General features: G+C 41.2%; 14 protein-coding genes and 1 tRNA gene. 4 read left to right on the top strand and 11 right to left on the bottom strand.

Annotated elements, in window-relative coordinates; genetic code table 11:
- Positions 1-56 precede the first annotated feature (56 nt).
- Genes LV85_RS10690 through LV85_RS10675 form a run of 4 tightly spaced genes read right to left on the bottom strand, consistent with a single transcriptional unit; the run spans position 57 to position 4137 of the window.
- Entirely contained in the window at positions 57-1322 is a 1266-nt protein-coding gene (locus LV85_RS10690; protein WP_111319181.1) for an MFS transporter, read from the bottom strand.
- Positions 1319-1798: a GNAT family N-acetyltransferase gene (locus LV85_RS10685; protein ID WP_111319179.1), complete on the bottom strand. Its 480-nt coding sequence runs from the start codon at positions 1796-1798 to the stop codon at positions 1319-1321. Before LV85_RS10685 ends, LV85_RS10690 begins: the two co-directional genes overlap by 4 nt.
- A gap of 10 nt (positions 1799-1808) precedes the next feature.
- The gene (locus tag LV85_RS10680; RefSeq protein ID WP_245942258.1) at positions 1809-3443 is read right to left on the bottom strand and encodes a glycoside hydrolase family 10 protein; all 1635 of its coding nucleotides are present in this window, start codon (positions 3441-3443) and stop codon (positions 1809-1811) included.
- A 10-nt stretch (positions 3444-3453) separates the two neighbouring features.
- Entirely contained in the window at positions 3454-4137 is a 684-nt protein-coding gene (locus tag LV85_RS10675) for an N-acetylmuramoyl-L-alanine amidase (protein WP_111319177.1), read from the bottom strand.
- Between the two features lie 187 nt (positions 4138-4324).
- Here LV85_RS10675 and LV85_RS10670 point away from each other — a divergent pair, with 187 nt between their 5' ends.
- Complete coding sequence (locus tag LV85_RS10670) at positions 4325-5074, top strand: DeoR/GlpR family DNA-binding transcription regulator (protein ID WP_111319354.1); 750 nt, start codon at positions 4325-4327, stop codon at positions 5072-5074.
- Positions 5075-5289: 215 nt separating this feature from the next.
- On the opposite strand, the gene LV85_RS10665 is transcribed toward LV85_RS10670, so the two are convergent.
- The 4 genes from LV85_RS10665 to LV85_RS10650 form a co-directional block, all read right to left on the bottom strand.
- Positions 5290-5646, bottom strand: a complete 357-nt coding sequence (locus LV85_RS10665) for a heavy-metal-associated domain-containing protein (protein ID WP_111319175.1) — start codon at positions 5644-5646, stop codon at positions 5290-5292.
- 4 nt (positions 5647-5650) lie between these two features.
- Positions 5651-7864, bottom strand: coding sequence for a TonB-dependent receptor plug domain-containing protein (locus LV85_RS10660; RefSeq protein ID WP_111319173.1), 2214 nt, complete (start codon positions 7862-7864; stop codon positions 5651-5653).
- Between the two features lie 159 nt (positions 7865-8023).
- The gene (locus tag LV85_RS10655; protein ID WP_111319171.1) at positions 8024-8458 is read right to left on the bottom strand and encodes an HYC_CC_PP family protein; all 435 of its coding nucleotides are present in this window, start codon (positions 8456-8458) and stop codon (positions 8024-8026) included.
- Between the two features lie 33 nt (positions 8459-8491).
- A complete protein-coding gene (locus tag LV85_RS10650) occupies positions 8492-9487 on the bottom strand; it encodes a c-type cytochrome (protein ID WP_111319169.1) in 996 nt (331 codons plus the stop codon).
- Positions 9488-9721: 234 nt separating this feature from the next.
- Here LV85_RS10650 and LV85_RS10645 point away from each other — a divergent pair, with 234 nt between their 5' ends.
- Positions 9722-11143: an amidohydrolase gene (locus LV85_RS10645; RefSeq protein WP_111319167.1), complete on the top strand. Its 1422-nt coding sequence runs from the start codon at positions 9722-9724 to the stop codon at positions 11141-11143.
- A 105-nt stretch (positions 11144-11248) separates the two neighbouring features.
- Positions 11249-13597: a patatin-like phospholipase family protein gene (locus LV85_RS10640; protein WP_111319165.1), complete on the top strand. Its 2349-nt coding sequence runs from the start codon at positions 11249-11251 to the stop codon at positions 13595-13597.
- Positions 13598-13716: 119 nt separating this feature from the next.
- Here the strand turns inward: LV85_RS10640 and LV85_RS10635 are convergent, their stop codons facing one another.
- Positions 13717-16161, bottom strand: a complete 2445-nt coding sequence (locus LV85_RS10635) for a zinc-dependent metalloprotease (RefSeq protein WP_111319163.1) — start codon at positions 16159-16161, stop codon at positions 13717-13719.
- A 293-nt stretch (positions 16162-16454) separates the two neighbouring features.
- Positions 16455-16543, bottom strand: a tRNA-Ser gene (locus tag LV85_RS10630).
- A 384-nt stretch (positions 16544-16927) separates the two neighbouring features.
- Between LV85_RS10630 and LV85_RS10625 the strand changes: the two genes are divergently transcribed.
- A complete protein-coding gene (locus LV85_RS10625; protein WP_111319161.1) occupies positions 16928-17182 on the top strand; it encodes a hypothetical protein in 255 nt (84 codons plus the stop codon).
- Between the two features lie 30 nt (positions 17183-17212).
- On the opposite strand, the gene LV85_RS10620 is transcribed toward LV85_RS10625, so the two are convergent.
- Positions 17213-18424, bottom strand: a complete 1212-nt coding sequence (locus tag LV85_RS10620) for an S-adenosylmethionine:tRNA ribosyltransferase-isomerase (protein WP_111319159.1) — start codon at positions 18422-18424, stop codon at positions 17213-17215.
- Positions 18425-18447 lie beyond the last annotated feature (23 nt).

Below are 18447 nucleotides of genomic sequence, written 5' to 3'. Positions count from 1 at the left end.
AATGAATGAAAAATGATGAATTTTGAATAACGAAGTTGGATCGAGTGCTTCCGAAATCACTCAAGCTTTTTCCCAAATTCCCTCGGGTACTTAACACTCGCAGCAATCGCTAGTGCAGGAATCATAGCAATTCCCACCCAGATGAAGAATCCAGTGTAGCCAAGCCATTCTTGGATATAGCCAGATAGCATCCCCGGAAACATCATTCCCATAGCCATAAAGCCGGTCGCCAGTGCATAATGCGACGTTTTGAAAAGCCCTTCTGCTAAGTAAATAAGGAAGATCATATAGGCAGCGAAGCCAAAACCATAGCCAAATTGCTCGATGACTACGACAGTACCTGCGAAGAAAATATTCTCGGGTTGGAAATGTGCCAATCCTATGTAAAGCAGATTGGGTAGGTTGAGAGAAAGAGCCATCGGGATCATCCACTTACCCAATCCATCTCTGGAGATGGCTATTCCACCGAGAATTCCCCCAAGCAGCAAAGCGATCACGCCGATCGTTCCATACATAAACCCAACTTCCGACGTGCTTAATGCCAATCCTCCTTTTTCTTTGACATCTAGTAAAAACGGAGAAGCCATTTTCACCAATTGAGATTCACCAAGTCTATAGACAAGTACAAATGCCAGCGAGATTCCGATGTTTTTCTTGGTGAAAAAGGTTGAGAATACTTTGCCAAAACTCGCTTCTCGTGCAGGTTTATCAGGTGCTTCCTCCTCTATTTTTGGCGTAGCTAGGAAATTAATTGCTGTAAGTAAAAGCATCAATGCTCCCACGATAATCATCGTCCAAGACCAAGCTTTGCTGTTATCACCCAAACTGGTTTCCAGATAGCCCGCCACCATCACGATCAATCCTTGACCTGTGATCATCCCGATTCTATAGAATGTGCCACGAAGTCCTACGAAAAAGGATTGCTGCTCGGGTTTCAAAGCGATCAGATACATGCCGTCGGAGGCAATGTCATTTGTCGCAGAGGCAAAAGCGCCCATCCAGAAAAACGCCAAAGTCATGTAGAAGAAATTACTTCCTCCAGTAGTCAGACCAACTCCCAAAAAAGCAAGGGCTAGGACCAATTGCATACTGAGAAACCATTTTCTCTTGGTGCCAAAAAGATCTACTATTGGACTCCAGATAGGTTTGATTACCCAAGGGAGATAGAGTAAACTCGTGTACAAACCGATGTCTGCATTGGAAACGCCTAGCTTTTTGTACATAATCACCGATACGACGATGATGACTATATAAGGAACTCCTTCGGTCATATAGAGGGAGGGAATCCAGATCCATGGAGTTCTTTTGTTGGAATTACTCATGATTTTCGGATCAGATTTTCATAGATACTGACTTCTGATCCCTCTATTGTTTTTGCGTTCACTGTCTTTTCATAAAATTCTGCCGGACCGACGCCGCCTATGATAGCATAGCCATAGCCCATTTCTCGCATGGATTCCAGGGATTTGATAAGCAGAATTTTGCCTATTCCTTTTCCTCTTTCGTCTTCATCTGTGCCAGTAGGTCCGAAGAAGTTTCTTGCAGTACTTTCGTAGCAAGCAAATCCCAGAATGTCATTTCCTCTTTGCGCAAGCCAGCAAGCCACAGGTTGTCTGCTGAAAGCCACCTCGACTTCAGACTGCCAGTACTCGCCAAAATGCTCCAAAACCCACAAACTAACTAGGTGTTTCTCTGGTGCGATGGCTCTGCGAAAGACGATATTCTCTTTTTTTACGAGTCGCGCTTCTTCCAAAGAGACATCAGGTAAACCGATCAATCGGACAAGCATGTCTTTCATGTGCGTAGATTTAAGGAATTTGGTAAACTTGAGTTTGGACTATTCTGCCATAATGGTCAATCCATCGTATGGCAAGGAATTCTGTATTCAGGCTTTTGACTTCCAATGTTCTCGCACGTAAGCCTCCTACCCATACCGGATGAATTTCCGAATCAGCAAGTTGATCCAGCTCATTGGCACCTTGGATCAAGGCATAGCGAATAGCTGGGTCGAGTGGATTTGCCATACGTATGGAAGTCAATTCGGAATTTGCTTCCACAGAGAACACCACTGGGGTATCTATGATCGAGGGGCTTTTGGGCTGAAAAGCTGGTGGCAAAGTTGGCTCATTGTACAATTCAGTTTTCAGCAGCTGAGCGACATCCTGATTTTTTAATTTCATGGATTTTGCCGAGAAAAAGGCATTTCCTTGAATAGTAGGAAGCGTTCGAGTGTAGGATATTTGTTTGTTTATTTCGCGAGGATCATCCCAGGCATCATCGGAATCTTCTCGGATTTTGTATGGACCATTGCCTATATAAACATTGGTATTGTAATGATTTTTTGCCCACCAGTCATTGAGGATTCTATGTGAAGCGAGTTTATGATCCATGCTCCAGTAGAGTTGAGGCAACATGTAGTCTACCCAGTCATTTTTCATCCAAAGCAATACATCTGCATAAAGGTCATCGTAATTGGTCTGTCCAGCGCGGGTAGGAGAGCCTGTTGGATCCATACTTTGATTTCTCCATACGCCAAAGGGGGAAATTCCAAACTGTACCCAAGGCTTACTTTGCTTTATCGTTTGGTTGAGTGCAAGGATCAACTGGTTTACATTGTCCCGTCTCCAATCGTCTTGAGACTGTCCAGGTTTTTTGTACTTGTTATAAGTGGTTTTGTCAGGGAAATCCAACTTCGCGACTTTGTATGGGTAAAAGTAATCGTCAAAGTGAATAGCATCGATGTCATAATTATCGACTATTTCCTTGATCACAGCCAGCAAATGGGCTTTTACTTCAGGAAGGCCTGGGTTGTAGTAATATTTGGTGTCGTATTTCAGCATCCAGTCTCGATGTAAATTATAATCGTGTTCTGGGCTGAGATCAGAAGTGTTGAGATTCATTGTAGCCCGATACGGATTGAGCCAGGCATGAAATTCTAATCCTCGAGCATGAGATTCGTTGATCATCCAGGTTAGTGGATTTTCTGTTGTACTTGGAGCCTTCCCTTGTTTACCTGTCAGATACTTGGACCATGGAGCGAGATTACTTGGGTAAAAAGCATCGCCTGCAGTTCTTATTTGGACGATTACCGCATTGAAATTCAGGTTTTTGTAATAATCTAACAGGTTGATGAAATCTTGCTTTTGCTTAGCATAAGAATCATTAGGAGAGGTTGGCCAATCTATATTTGCTACCGTTGCGATCCAAACTCCTCGGAATTCACGTGGCATTTCGGGCATTTGAAAAGTCAAAGGCTGCAAGGCTACAGGGGCTAAGGGCAATTTTTTTACTGGAAGATCTGCGCCTGGATTAGGACTGGAAGGGGAGCTGTTTATAGTGCCAGAAGGCCTAGTTCCAGTTGTGGTGTTTTTTTGAGATTTACAGGCAGAAATTAGCAGGGCAAAGGCCAGAATAATAAAGAGATGCCTAGAAAGGAATTTCATAAGTGGGTAATCAGAGCGTTGGTATAGGTTTCAAATTTAAGTCTATCAGGTTCTTTCGCAGCTTCTTCATAAAAGCTTCTCCTGGGTCGGTTTTTACGGTGCGATAGTCTGGGTCAGCTTCTTTCCACAGATCTGTAGCTTGGAAATTTTGGTATTCAAGGTGTCCGATGACATAGTCGATTTCATACTTACTTTCCAGATATCTGATCAATTCTTCATTGGCTTTCAACTGTTCCTTGGTCAAAGGCATATCATCACTACCGATGTTTTCAACTCCAATTGCCAGGTAATTCAATCCAATGGTATGTCTGGCAAAGGTAGTGTCAGGCAATAGTCGAAAAATCGTGCCGTCACGATCAATCAGAAACTGACTTGAAACATTTAGATTGCTTGCTCCAGTCAAATCTGCTCGTCCGCCCAAAATAGGAGGATCGAACACATCAAAGGTGACTTCTATATTGTCTATAGCCGTCCAGTGAACCACCACCATTCTGGGGTTTATAGTGGCAGTTTCTTGATCCAAACCATGACGGTCTTTCAAGTATTTCAATGAAAGATCCTCTCGCTCCTGATTCCAAGTAATCGGTTTGTCTATTATTCTAAAAGTGGATTTTGGGCTACAGGAACTTTGGAAAAGTGAGATAATAACGATTCCAAGTAGGTATGAAATGTTTTTAAATGAACATGATTTCATGCTTTGGAGGGGGATTAGATCTTCAAATTCAGGGATTTCAGCATTGCTTTACAAAGCTAAACTACCTAGAAAATTGGAGGATAGAGCATCTGCGTCCGCTATTTTTTGCCAGTATTTCCTAATACCTTCGAAATCTTGCAAGTTTTTGCTGTTTTTGCTAGATTCCCAATCTGAAAGATTTTATTCCATGCTGAAAGAAGAAAGACAGAAGTATATTTTAGATCAGGTGCACCTGCATCATCGGGTTTTGCTCAACGACCTATCCGATGCTCTAAATGTCTCCATAGACACTGTGAGACGTGATGTGAAAGAACTTGATCAAGAGAAGAAACTTAAGAAAGTGCATGGTGGAGCGACTTCTTTTGGCTTTATGACCTTTACCAAAGACGATGGAAATATCTATCTGAAGTCAAAGAAAATATCAATTGCGGAGAAGACAGTTTCGCTACTTTCAGATGGGCAAGTGATTCTGATGAGTGGAGGCACTACCAATATGGAAGTTGCGAAGTTGATTCCCAAAAAACTGGTTCTAACGGTATTTACACCAAGCCTTCATGTGGCGATGGCCTTGCTTGAGCATGAAAATGTAGAGGTGATTTTTTTAGGAGGAAAGTTGCTGCATGATGCCAAATTTGCGGTGGGTGGAACGGTGGTGAATGCGCTTTCACAGCTTCGAGTGGATATGTGCATACTCGGAACGGGTTATTTGGATGCGAAATTTGGCTTGACAGAGTTTGACTGGGAAGTGATCCAAGTGAAGCAAGCAATGATACGCGCTGCCAAAAAAACGGTAATCTTAACGGTCTCAGATAAGCTTCACTCTGTTCAAAAATACAAAACATGCGATATGACGGCCGTTCATACCTTGGTCACAGAACTTGATCCTTCCGATCCATTATTGGATACTTTTAGACCATTTGAGCTGGTGCTGGTGTGAGTATTTAGTTGGACTAAGAATTAATGTTTTTTTAAAAACAATCTCGAAGAGGTGAAACGATTTTAGATAGTTCACCCTTACAGATTTTTTCAAAAACCCTGAAAGGGTGATATCTGTTTTTAAAACTCCAAGTTCTTACTATTGAGTCCTCCATGAACTTCAGCGGTTAAAAACCACAAAAAAAAACTCCCCATTTCTGAGGAGCTTCTGTATGCTTAATTATCCTTTTTCTTCGGAATGTCGTCATCGTGTGCACCGTCTTTGCAGCATTCATCAAGCTTAGCGTATGCCTTTGGATCACGTTTAAGTGAGTCTGCATTATAGCCTACCATGGTAACTCTTTTTCTGAGTTTATCTGGATTGGTTTTGGAGTCTAGGTATGCGATGTTCAATACTTTAGTGTCTAGGTCTAGATTTACGGATTTTACACCTTTTTCGAAGGTTAGATCCTTTTCCAGCGTTTCCTTACACATCTCGCAAATTGCTGATGTTTTGATGCCGATTGTTTGAACTTGGGCTTGCGCAGCAAAGGCAAAAGCCGCAATAAAGAAAGTTAAGATTAGCTTTTTCATGTGTTTATTTTATTTTGTATCTGACCCCTGTGTAAATTACTCTTCCGGCGATTGGCCCCCAAGTCATGGAAGCATCGAAATTCGAGCCAAAAGGATTTTCAGGATCTATAATTGGATTTGATTGTTTGAAGTTTAATATATTTTCTCCTCCGACGTAAATGCTACCCCATCGGAATCCTCGACTTACCTGCCCATTTAGCATAAAGAAATCAGGGGACTCAGCAGGCTGTTGAAATTCAACAGGACTGTCAGAAGTATTTGGAATTCGCATAGGACCATTCCAGTTTAGCGTCATATCAGCCTTCCACTTATCGTATTTGGTAGCATAAGAAAGATTCATAAAGAAGCGATCCTGGCTTTGCAGCGGCATCTGCTGAAGAACGCCATTTGTAGTCATCATCATTTCGTAATGTTTGTAAGCCGCTTTGGCGTCAAGTCCTTCGGTGAGAGGATAACTGACTTCCACCTGAAAACTGTTGGCATAGGACCCATGGTGTAGATTATTGATCACAAGTAGCTCAGAACTTATGTCTCGATCGTACACTAGCTGGTTTTGAAAGTCGGTATAGAAATAATCTGCCACTATACTCAAAGGGCGCTCATCTATCGTGAAATTTCCTGCTATGCTGAGTCCCATATTCCATGATTCCTCGGGTTGTAACTCGGTATTGTAAACCAATTCTCTTGATGAAATCCAAACAGAGCTGTTTTCCATCAAAGCATTTGGAGTTCGGTAGCCTTTTCCAATTGATCCCCTCAGAGTCCAATTTGGGATCGCTTCCCAACGGGCATGTACTCTAGGCGTAAAATAGGTTCCAAAGAGATTGTGGAAATCTGTTCTTGCTCCAGCTACTAAAGTTAATCGATCGTTTGGAATGAAATTGTATTCGAAGAAGAGACCAGGTACTTTTTCTGTTCGATACATCGCTGTATCTAGCCCTGTAGCAGAATTGGAATCAAAGGTTTCAACAAAGTCGTCGTAAAGAAAACTTGCTCCTGTTTTGTATTGGTGAAAGCTTGACCCTAATATGTTCTGATAAATGAAATTTCCGTAAACTGTTTTTTCTATCCCCTGGTAAATTCTTCTACCCGCTCCTCCATTGAAATCTTGGTACGAAAGCGAATATTGAAAACCCCAGCTTTGGGTCGGCTTATCAGGATAGATCATCCCAAGTTTACCGAAAATTTCAGCTTTTCGAGTATCCATTTCATAGCCATACATGCTGCTAGAAGAAAGATCACTATTGAAATCAAAACCTTTTTGCCCACCTGCATTGTCAGACATAAATAGATTGAAACCGATTTGTGCCATCAGGCGATCTCCATCATACTTATAGCGATTGAGGAAATTCACCTGCCTGGTTTTAGGTATGTCCATAAAACCATCATCATTTCCGTCGATTTCGGAACTCAATTGACTGACGTGAAATAGTAAGCCTGTGCTCCATTTATCACTGATTGGAATCTGGTGATTTGCATTGATTTCCATTCTTCCAAAGGAATTGAGGTAGCCATTCAGATACCAGGTGTCCATGCTTTCAGGTTTGAATAGATCCACATTGATCTGACCAGTCATGGACTCATAGCCATTTATGACAGAACCAGCACCCTTTCCCACATCGATGGATTGAATCCAAGTACCAGGTACATAGGTCAAGCCAAGTCTGGAATTTAGACCCCTGATATTCGGAATACCTTCTCTGCTGATTAGTACATATCGGCCATCTAAACCCATCATTTGGATCATTTTTGTTCCAGTGACTGCATCAGCAAATGATACGTCTACGGATGCATTTGTCTCAAAACTTTCAGAAAGGTTGCAACAAGCGGCTTTTTGAAGTTCATTTTCACTGATAAGAATATTGAGAAATGGGGCTTCTTCTACCACCGACTCGGATCTGCCTCTAATGGTGACTTCATCCATTGCCTCTCCACTTTCCTGTAAAGTGATGTGCATTTCTTGTTCAAAAACCGGTGCTATAGTATCTGGTTCATAGCCTAAATAGGTCACGACTAGGCGATCGGATTTTGCCACATTTTCCAACTCAAACTTGCCATCTAGATTGGTGATGACTCCTTGATCTTTTGCTAAAACTTTGATACTTGCCCCGATTAGAGGCTCGTTGGATGCAGATTGTACCTGGCCTTTTATGCTATTTTGGGCAAATAGTAAAGCTGGTGCAAATAGGCATCCTATAAATAAAATTGTTGATTTCATATGTTGAAGATTGTCTCCAATGGTTGTAAGAAACTCGTGCTATACTTTTATAAACCTGTTTTAAGGTACTGGTATACAAAAGTTTATACTTGTTTCATGAAGAATTACTTGTGTAACTAGATTACAGTTCGCCTATGACGAATAAAAATCAAGTAATTCCTAAATCAAGAAGGATTGGTGTAGGATAGTTAGATCGGGAATAGGACGATCTGGGAATAGATATTCTGGGTTGGAGATCTGAATAGATTCTGTCTGAATACCTGGAAGAATAAGTGCGTATGCTAATACAAAATCTGGAGAAAGCTGAACTTGAAAATGTGTCTTACCAAAGTAATCATCTGAATCAGAAGAAGCATATTTATCAGAACAACAATCCGAATCTGGGTTTTCGGTTAAATCTACTCCGCAGCAATCTGTTTTCTCAGGAGAGATAGTTACCTCGGCACTTTTCAACTCATCCCCACAGTAATGCGCTGCCAAAGTCAAATTGATCTGACCCGTCAGAAAAAACAAGAGCATTAAGGATGCGAGGATTGCTTTCATACTATTGGCAAAGGTCGGGATTTCATTTGATAAAGAAAAACCTACTTTCATTACGCTAAGCTAGAAAGTAGGTTTAACTATTTTTTAATCTGAAGAATCGCTTGGAGGAGAAAATTTAGTTACCTGATTGGCTATCGGGTCAATGGTTTTGAAATAAGCATAAATCGCTTTCAGATCCTCCTCTTCCATTCCTCCGTACATCGTCCATGGCATGACCGTATTGAATTCGCCAGGCTGGACTTTAGGTGAATGATAGGTAGGGTCCAGGTATTGCTTGAAAGAGCCAACGAACTTGGTTTCTGACCAGCTTCCTATTCCAGTTTCGATATCTTGGGTAAGGTTGGCTGACCGGACCACCGAGCCATCTGGGAATTTGAATTCCCTGCCACCAGAAAAATCTTTTCCTTCCAATAATGTTCCTTGAGCATCCACAGGTGAATGACATTCCATACAAGAAGCTGCATTCGTCAGGTAGGCTCCATAGGCAACTTGATCAGTTTTTGCAGGCTTCATTTGAGGAGTACCGTCCTTTGGGATAGTTTTTAGGATGATGTTCACAGGGAAATTAGCCTTCGATTCAGGGATTTCCCTCTCAATAGGATCAAGCGTTCGGATATAAGCAATGATATCGTAAATATCCTCTTTATCCATTTTGCCATAATATGGGTAAGGCATCAAAGGGAACATGGCCCTGTCTTCATTGGTGACTCCTGTGGTGATGAGGCGGTATAATTCTCCGTCAGTATAATCTGAAATTCCCACAGGGGTGATGTTTCTTGCATAAAAGACTCCTGGGAAGCCCATAGATTGATCAAAAAGATCTCCACCTTCTCCAATCGTACCAGGCTTGAGGGGGCCTGAGAAACGAGAAAAGTCACGAGTGGAATGACAATCCACACATACGGTCACATGATTGGCAAGATAAGCTCCTCGTGCTACTCGATCTGGACTGTGATCAATAGACAGTTCTGATGCTGGACTTACTTTTGGAAAGGTAAAGTTCACAAATGCGATCCCACATACAAGGAGTATAATCGCAAGTCCAATGGTGTATGCTAAAATTTTAAAAATAGTTTTCATATTAAAAATGGATTATGGTTTACCGAATTAAGGTACGCTATCTGTATGAAAAGTAATTTACTTGATGTGAAATTATTTTAATCGTATTTGAAATATTAAAGTTTATCCTGAAATATTTCTAATTATTTGACAATCAGGGATAAATAAGCTTTTGGGTAAGATATTTTCGTATGCCTGCAGTATATCTCTATGATTGTTTAATTTCAAAGCTCCAATAGTTTAAGAGTCTTACTTATGAAAAAAATCTACCTTCTAATTTGTTTTTTTACCACGGTCGCAGTCCATGCTCAAGAGAATGAAATTATTTCTGAACTGGATAAGAAAGCTGACTTCTACGGGGATATTGCCAATCAGATTTGGTCCAATCCAGAACTAGGATACTTAGAGAATAAAAGCTCTGCATTGCTTCAACAAACTCTGCTGGACGCGGGATTTATTGTGAAAGCTGGAGTTGCAGATATTCCTACCGCCTTCGTTGCGGAGTATGGATCAGGCAAACCTGTTATAGCTATTCTTGCTGAGTTTGATGCCTTGCCAGGCGTTTCCCAGAAGGCAGTGCCTTTTAAAGACCCTGTAGTAGAAGGAGGTCCAGGACATGCTTGCGGACATCATTTGTTTGGAGCTGCATCAGTGGCCGCAGGAATTAGTACCAAAGAATGGCTGGAGTCTTCTGGAATACAGGGAACAATCAGAGTGTATGGAACTCCTGCTGAGGAAGGTGGAGCAGGTAAAGTATATATGGCTAGAGCGGGATTGCTTGATGATGTGGATGCAGTGTTGCACTGGCATCCATCAAGTCAAAATGATGCAAGTGCCTCTTCTTCCTTGGCAAATAAGTCGGCGAAATTCAGATTTTATGGCGAAGCTTCCCATGCTGCTATGTCACCAGAGCGCGGTAGATCTGCGCTGGACGGAGTAGAATCAATGAACTATATGGTCAATATGATGCGAGAACATGTACCTCAGGAGACAAGAATTCATTATGTGATCACCAGTGGTGGGGAAGCCCCAAATGTAGTTCCGGCTTATGCAGAGGTGTTTTACTACGTGAGAAATCCTGATGTGGCCAATGTGAAGACCATTTTCGAGCGAGTGGTGAAAGCCGCAGAAGGGGCCGCTATAGGGACAAATACTGAAATGAAATATGAGGTGATCCATGGCCTATACAATTTGCTACCAAATGAAACTTTGGGAAGAATCATGTATAAAAACTTAGAGAAGGTAGGAGGAGTGGAATATTCGGCAGAGGAGCGCAAGTTTGCAGAGGATATAATGAAAACCTATTCTGTTAATGCCGCCATAGATGATGCTGCTAAAATTGATCCTTTTGAAGTGGTAGAAAAAGGAACTGGTGGTTCCACAGATGTAGGAGATGTAAGTTGGCTGGTGCCTACTGCTGGAATGAGTGCTGCTACTTGGGTGCCTGGTACTTCTGCACACACCTGGCAAGCAGTAGCCGCGGGAGGGACAAGTATAGGTCAGAAAGGAATGATAGTAGCGGCAAAGACTTTGACCTTGACTGCCATCGATATATTCAAAGAACCATCCGTTACAGGCGTTGCTCTAGAAGAACTGAACAAAAGAAGAGGGAAGGATTTTACCTATGAAGCGCTGACTGGAGATCGTGAACCTCCGCTAGATTATCGCAAAAATTAAAAATTATACTAAAGACAGTCAAAAGGCTGTCTTTAGTTTTTTCCTAATAATTGAGTGCGTTTGAAAAAATATACGCAGCTTTAAGAAGCTTTTATTTTCATCCAGATGCTTAGAAGTACAACTATTCTCTTTCTTTTTTTATTCCTGTCAGTATCCCAACTGGCATTTTCCCAAAGTAAACAGACTACGAGCACGAAGGCAAAGCCTGCAAAAATCGGCTTGGTACTAAGTGGTGGTGGAGCAAAAGGGATAGCTCATGTAGGTGTGATTAAAGCAATGGAAAAGGCAGGGATAAAGCCAGATTACATCGTAGGCACAAGTATGGGGGCTGTAGTAGGTGGCCTTTATTCCTTAGGATACAGTGCTGATGAGTTGGAAGAAATTGTTAGGCAGATTGATTGGAAATTATTGATTTCCAATAGAGTAAGTTTTAAGTATATCGCGTTTGAGGAGAAGGAGTATTACAACCGATATTTGGTAGAATTCCCTGTGGTAAATGGTAAAATTGCTTTTCCATCTGGCTTGATTCAAGGTCAGGTGCTCTCAGATATCTTACATTATTATGCTTGGCCGGCCAATACTTACGCCACTTTTGATGATTTCCCTATCCCTTTCAGATGCGTAGCTACTGATATTCGAAACGGGCAGCCCATAATTTTTGATAAGGGCTATCTTCAGGATGCTTTGAGGTCTAGCATTGCTATTCCTACTGTTTTTTCAGCATTTGATTTGGACAGTACTTCCGTAGTAGATGGGGGAGTGGTTAATAATTTCCCTGTTGATATAGTACGTGAGATGGGGGCGGACATTGTGATTGGTGTCAATGTAAGTGATGAGGATTTTAGAGAAGTGGATGACCTGGGAGGTTTTACTGGGATTCTGATGCAAATTGCTATGGCGCCTTCGCTTACGATCACCAAAGAAAATATTAAGCAAACTGATATCTACATCAAACCAGATCTTGAAGATTATTCTACGGGGAGTTTTAGCTCCTATAATGAAATATTAGCCTTAGGTGCCAAAACAGGAGAAAAATACTATGATCAATTCAAACAATTGGCGGATAGTCTTGGTAGAAATGATATCATTTCTGGTCTAACATTTCAGTCTGATTCTATCCAAATTGATGAAATTGATATCGTCGGCAACAAACTCTTTTCTACTGACCTGATCCGATCAAAATTGAATGTTGAGGAGGGGGACTATGTAAATAGAGATGAAATGGAGGCGGCTGTTCACGGGATTTATGGTATGAATGGTTTTTATAGAGTTGATTATAGTCTCAATAAAATGCCTTCGAATAATTATTCTTTACTCGTGCGAAATAAGGAGAAGCCAAGCACTTTATTGAGTGCTGCCATTCATTACGATAATCAATTTTCAGCAGGTATTTTATTGAATTTAACCGCTAGGGAAGTGATAGGTAGGAATTCTAGAGCTGTTTTTTTAGCTGACATTTCGGAAAACCCAAAGTTTAGGTTTGATTACTATAAGTACACAGGTACCAAGAAGAATTATGCCTTCAACTTACGATTGAATTTCTTGCGTCAGGAGATCCCTACTTATCTTGAAGGTAAAGAAGATGAGATTCAAATTGGCCGAAATTCGCGTTTAGAAGCTCAAATGATTTCTACCAATTCCCTAAAGCATGCCTTTTATTTTGGAGGTATATTTGATACAAATGTTTCGAAATTCAAGTTGTTATCCACCTCCTTGGATGGGATTAAAAACGGTCGCCAAACTTACGTAGGAGCTCGATTCAAATATTACAGAAATTCTCAAAATGATAGAAATTATCCTACTGCTGGCGCAGAGGCTCTAATTGAAGGAACATTTCATTTCAAGGATTGGATTGGTATCAATCTGAAATCTGGGATAGATACTATATTTTTAGATACAGATATTGGCCCCATACCTGTGACGAAAGATGAGTTCAATTCTTTTATAGACGATTTGGTTCCGAATCCCTATGTCTCGATTTACGGTAAATATTCTAAGTATTTAAGATTTAGTCCCAAATTCCAATTTCACCCAGATTTTGCCATGGGATATACACTTACTACAGAAAGCGATTCAAAAGTGTTTACTGATTTTTTTGTGGGAGGATATCAGAATGTGAGATTTAATGATACCCGGTTTTGGGGTTTGAATTATGGAGAAGTTCAGACACCGAATTTTGTAAAGCTAGGAGCTGAATTTCAATACATTCCATTCAGTAAAATATACTTAAGAGCTGGAGCCAATTTTCTAGGATATAGTGACCAAGTTCCAATAAATGATCCAGATTTTTTAAAGAATATTTATCAAGAGGAAAGCTATTTGGGATATGGTCTAGATATTTCTTACCAATCGATCCTAGGTCCCATAAGTGCAGGCATTAGTGGGAATAACCAGGATAATTCACTCAGAAGCTATATTTCAATAGGTTTCTCATTCAATTATTCCGATAGGTAGTTTTAAGAAAAAAATCAGTCTCAATATCAGATGGAAGTCTGGAGGCCTGAATCCATTTGGTTTAGGACAAAGATGAAAAAATGTCATTGCCCTTCCTGGGAAAGGCAATGACATGAAGTTTATTCTGTATCAAGAAGGCTGTCCACCAGTGCGTCAATATCACGAAGGTGATTTTGAACTATTCCAGCAGGGTATCTAGTGCTTGAAGAACGAGCGGAAGATTGGATCGCCTTCAGTTCTGCACGTGCAGCAGCGCTGATATCAGAGCGGCTTTTTTCATCCTGAGTCATAAGAGAAGCAAGACGTTCTACATGCGCTCTCTGAAGGTTTCTTCGGAAGGCATCTATGTCCTTGGACCCAGAAAGTTCTGACCAGATACCTTTTCTCAAATTACTTAACATCTGAGTCATGGAATAGGCTTCAGTACCATTCAGTGCCTCATTGTCAATCATACGCTCCAATCTATCTTTTCTAAGCACATTGCTCAGTATTCTTGATTGTAAGTTGCCAATGGCAGTTACGGCGCCACTTGGCTTAATGTTGCTAAGGATTTCTTTTTGAAGTAGCCAGTCAGGCGTGGTGAAAACATTTTCGTCCAAAAACTTCATTGACTTCACCTGTTCAGCTTTAGAAGTAGGCGTATAAGTGACACCAGCTTGGTCGGTAGTTTTATATTCCTCGTAAACTCCCCCGATATTTGTGACCACGTGATTTGCAAAACGAGACCATACACCGAGCAACTCTCCATATAATTCTTCCAAATCAGAATAGTCTTCACCTGGCGTAGCGGTCCATTCTGCTAGGTTTGGAGCTACGATTTTCAAATTTGCCAATCCGTAAGTACTTGCTTTTACAGCATCATCTCCTACCGATTCTGTTTGAGAACTTGGGTCAAAGGAGTTGCTTCCTCCGAAAAGATACATTGGATCACCCGCTTTTTCTCTGATCCAGCTATTTAAGGTTGGCTTTTCTGCCTCAGGAGAAGATGCATTTGGAATGTATCTGTAGCCCCAGTTGATTGCATAGTTATCGTATGGGCCTAGCATTCTCACCCAGCGAACTCCTTCATCACCTGGCTGAGCTACATAGTTATAGCGTGTGTAATCCATGATCGTAGCAGCCAGCCCCCATTTTTGAGTGAAAGTAGCTGACCGAAGCGAGTCAGTAGGGTAGGCATAAGAGGCCTTCATATTGTGAGGAAGCCCAAGGGCATGACCGATTTCGTGAGAAATCACTCTTCGCATCATTTCACCGATTTCCTCATCCGGTGTGTTCAAAGTTCTGGCAGAAGGATTTGCCGCACCCGTTTCTAGTAGGTAGCGATTTCTATAAGAGCGTAGGTGATTGTGAAACCACACAATATCACTTTCTATGATTTCCCCTGAGCGAGGATCAGAGACGCTTGGTCCCATAGCATTTCTTGTGGTAGTGGCCACATATCGTACGGTGGAGTATCTCGCATCTTCGGCACTCCAATCTGGATCTTCTTCCTGTGTAGGAGCATCTTTAGCGATAATGGCATTTTTGTAGCCTGCAGCCTCGAAAGCAACTTGCCAATCCTCGATTCCTTCACGGAAATAAGGTCTCCATTTCTCAGGAGTAGCAGGGTCGAGGTAATATACGATTGGTTTCACCGGCTCTACCAATTCACCTCTGGCATAAGCCTCAGGGTCTTTTGGTTCCAATCTCCATCTTCTGATGTATGTTTTTTCATCCGATTTTAGTGCTTCGGAACCGTAGTCAATCTGTCGGGTAGTAAACCATCCCACACGCTGATCATACAATCTTGGCTGCATAGGCTTTTCAGGCAATAGATACATCGACTGGCTCAATTCCATGGAAATAGTACCGGATCGTGAATTTGATGGGGGAGCCGCAGCATTGTAAGTCATGTCATGGCGAACTTCAATGTTTTCAGGATAACTGGCCATTCTAGTGATAAAACTTCTTTCCTTATCTAGATTTCTCACCTGATACTGTTTTCTCATATTAGAAGAAAGACCACTTAATGCTGGGATATCCGATAGGAATAAGTCGTTTACCTCTATCAGTGCAGCCGTGGAATCTGGATTGAATGCCTCGATTTTGAAGGAGGCCAAAATAGGATTGTAATTATTGGCTTCGACTGATAAGTGTATAGGCAGGGAATCTGCAGCTACATTGTCAAAGGAAATGGAACGGAGAATGATGCTGTTTTGAAGTCTAGTCCAGTGAATTACCTGTTCGTTGGACTTGGAGCCAGCAGTAGTGTAGCCACCACCAAGGCCATCCGCTATTTTGGAGATACGAGAGACTAGCAGCATGTCTTTGTCCATCAGCTCAAAAGGAACTTCATAGTAGCTTTTGTCGCCAACCTTATGCACTACAAAAAGGCCATCATCTGAAATAGCTTCGTCTGTGACAATTTCACTATATTTTTTGAAAGGGCTTTTTTTCGTAGGCTTTATAGTCTGGCTTTGGGGCGTAGGATCTGCTTTAGCATTTTTCTTATTCTTCTTTTGGGCAAAGCTGGATAGGCTAAGCGTCAAAAATAAGGCAGTTAAGAGTGCAGTGGTTTTTTTCATCTATACATTCATTGAGTTATTCCTGCAAAATAACGGAAGGCCCTAAAATTTAAAAGGAGTCATTTTTGGCGACTCCCTTTCTAAGGATGAAGGGTTTGTAAATAGTTTTACTTTGTGGGTTCTTGGTAATGACGTCTTGATGAAGGGGGATTTAGGTGAGTGACAATCTCACTAATTCCATGATTTAGGGGATGGGATTACTTAGTAAAAATGCAAGCTTTAAATAGCGTTGTTTTGAAAAGAAAATAGGCCAAAAAAAAGCCTGTAAAGAAAATTGTTACAGGCTTAATCAGTAGAGAGTGGGGGATTCGAACCCCCGGTACGCGTTGAGGCGTACGACAGTTTAGCAAACTGCTGGTTTAAGCCACTCACCCAACTCTCTATTTTTTACTTTACTACTCAAAGTTTAGCAAACTGCTGTCCCGATAGCTATCGGGATAAGCACTCACCCAACTCTTTATATAGTTGTATTTGGCTTAGTTTTTTTTGTTTTACTAGATCATCCTTTTGATGATTTTCTGGACCTTTACAGGATTTCTCCGTCTTATCCGCCTTGTAAATCGATGCAAATATAAGTCAATTGATCAGATTTTAGCAAATCATTAGCAGATAGGAATTCATTGATTTGATCTTTTCGCCTAATAGTCTGAATATCAAATAAAATAATTTGACAATAAGCTACTCAAAATGTGAAAAATACCCTGTACAGGGTATAGAAATTCAATGTCGCCCAGGTAAATTTGTTTATCATTCAACCCCGTCTACTATGATAATCCAAACTTCTACAGCAAATTTCTTAATAGAAAGGAGTGAACACAAAAGTCCTTGTATTAAAATCAGCTCAAATTCTGAGGAAGAACTCTATCGTTTTTTCGGCTCTTTGGAAATCAAAGCAAACAATGATCTTGAATATGGCTATGAGGTTTTTGCCTGTAAGCAAGAATTTGCCAATGCCATGATTATTATGGTGAAAGAAATCGACTATTCTGATTTCGCAGAATTCAGTCTTCAAATGGCTTAAAGCTAATTTTAGATTTTTTCTAGCAGGATTTTATTCTATCCAGAGTAAGCTGCTATCTCCGTAGCTCAAGAAGCGATAATCATTTGCCAAGGCTTCTGCATATACACGCTTCCAGTCTTCGCCAAGAATTGTGGCGATCAATAGGATAAGCGTGGAGCCAGGTTGATGAAAATTGGTGATGAGCCCTTCTACAATCTTGAATTCATAACCCGGGAAAATAAAAATCTCCGTACTTCCCATGATAGTTTCAAGGTTATTTTCAGTCATGTGATTCAGAATAGCTTCGTAGGACTCCTGAGCTGTGGGCACTGACTCCCTGTTTTCGTAGGGGAAAAGCTTTTCTATTATCAATTCTTCTCCTTTTCCTTCTATTAGTTTTACTCCATACCAATACAAGCTTTCTAGCGTACGCACAGAAGTAGTTCCTACAGCCACCACTTTTCCTAGCTGTGAGCTAATCATTTCGATTGTTTGTCGATTGACGTTAATTTGCTCACTGTGCATGGGGTGCTCAGTGACTTGGTCGGCTTTAATTGGTTGAAAAGTGCCAGCGCTTACATGAAGCGTGACTTGGGCTTGCTTGATTCCTTTTGCTTTTATTTGGGCCAAAATCTCCGGAGTAAAGTGAAGTCCAGCAGTAGGCGCAGCCACGGCGCCGTCCTTTTCGGAATATACAGTCTGATATCTTGATTTATCGTCCTCTACAGGTTTGCGGTTCAGATAGGGTGGAAGGGGTACTTCTCCACTAGCTTCTACCACATCTACAAAAGCAACATCAGCATTGTCCCATGAAAACTCCACCTGTCGAGTAGCTCTGTCTATTAATTTAGCGTTCAGCGTAATAGTGCCGCCTCTGAAAGGAATAAGCCCTTTTAAGATCTCTCCATCTTTCCATTTTTTAGCATTGCCGATCATAGTTTCCCAGATCACAGGATGCTTAGCCAACATAATTTCTGGAATGACAGTAGTTGGCGATATAGGCTGAAGTAAGAAAATCTCGATGCGGGCGCCAGTTTCCCGTTGGAAAATCAATCGAGCTGGAATAACCTTGGTATCATTGTACACAAGTAAGCTGTCCGCAGGAAGCAGATCTGAAATATTGCTAAAGTTCAGATGTGAGATCTGCGTATCCTTGTACAGTAAAAGTTTGGAAGAGTCTCGCTTTGCCAAGGGGAATTTTGCGATTTTTTCTTCGGGTAATGTATATTCGTAAGACTTTAAATCAATTGCTGGGATCTGCATATCGGCTGTTTATCTGCCTGCAA

Origin of the sequence: Algoriphagus chordae (assembly GCF_003254055.1) — a bacterium.
In the GTDB taxonomy this organism is placed as follows: domain Bacteria; phylum Bacteroidota; class Bacteroidia; order Cytophagales; family Cyclobacteriaceae; genus Algoriphagus; species Algoriphagus chordae.
The sequence above is the reverse complement of the archived record's forward strand: the minus strand, read 5'-3'. Positions and strand labels throughout refer to the sequence as shown.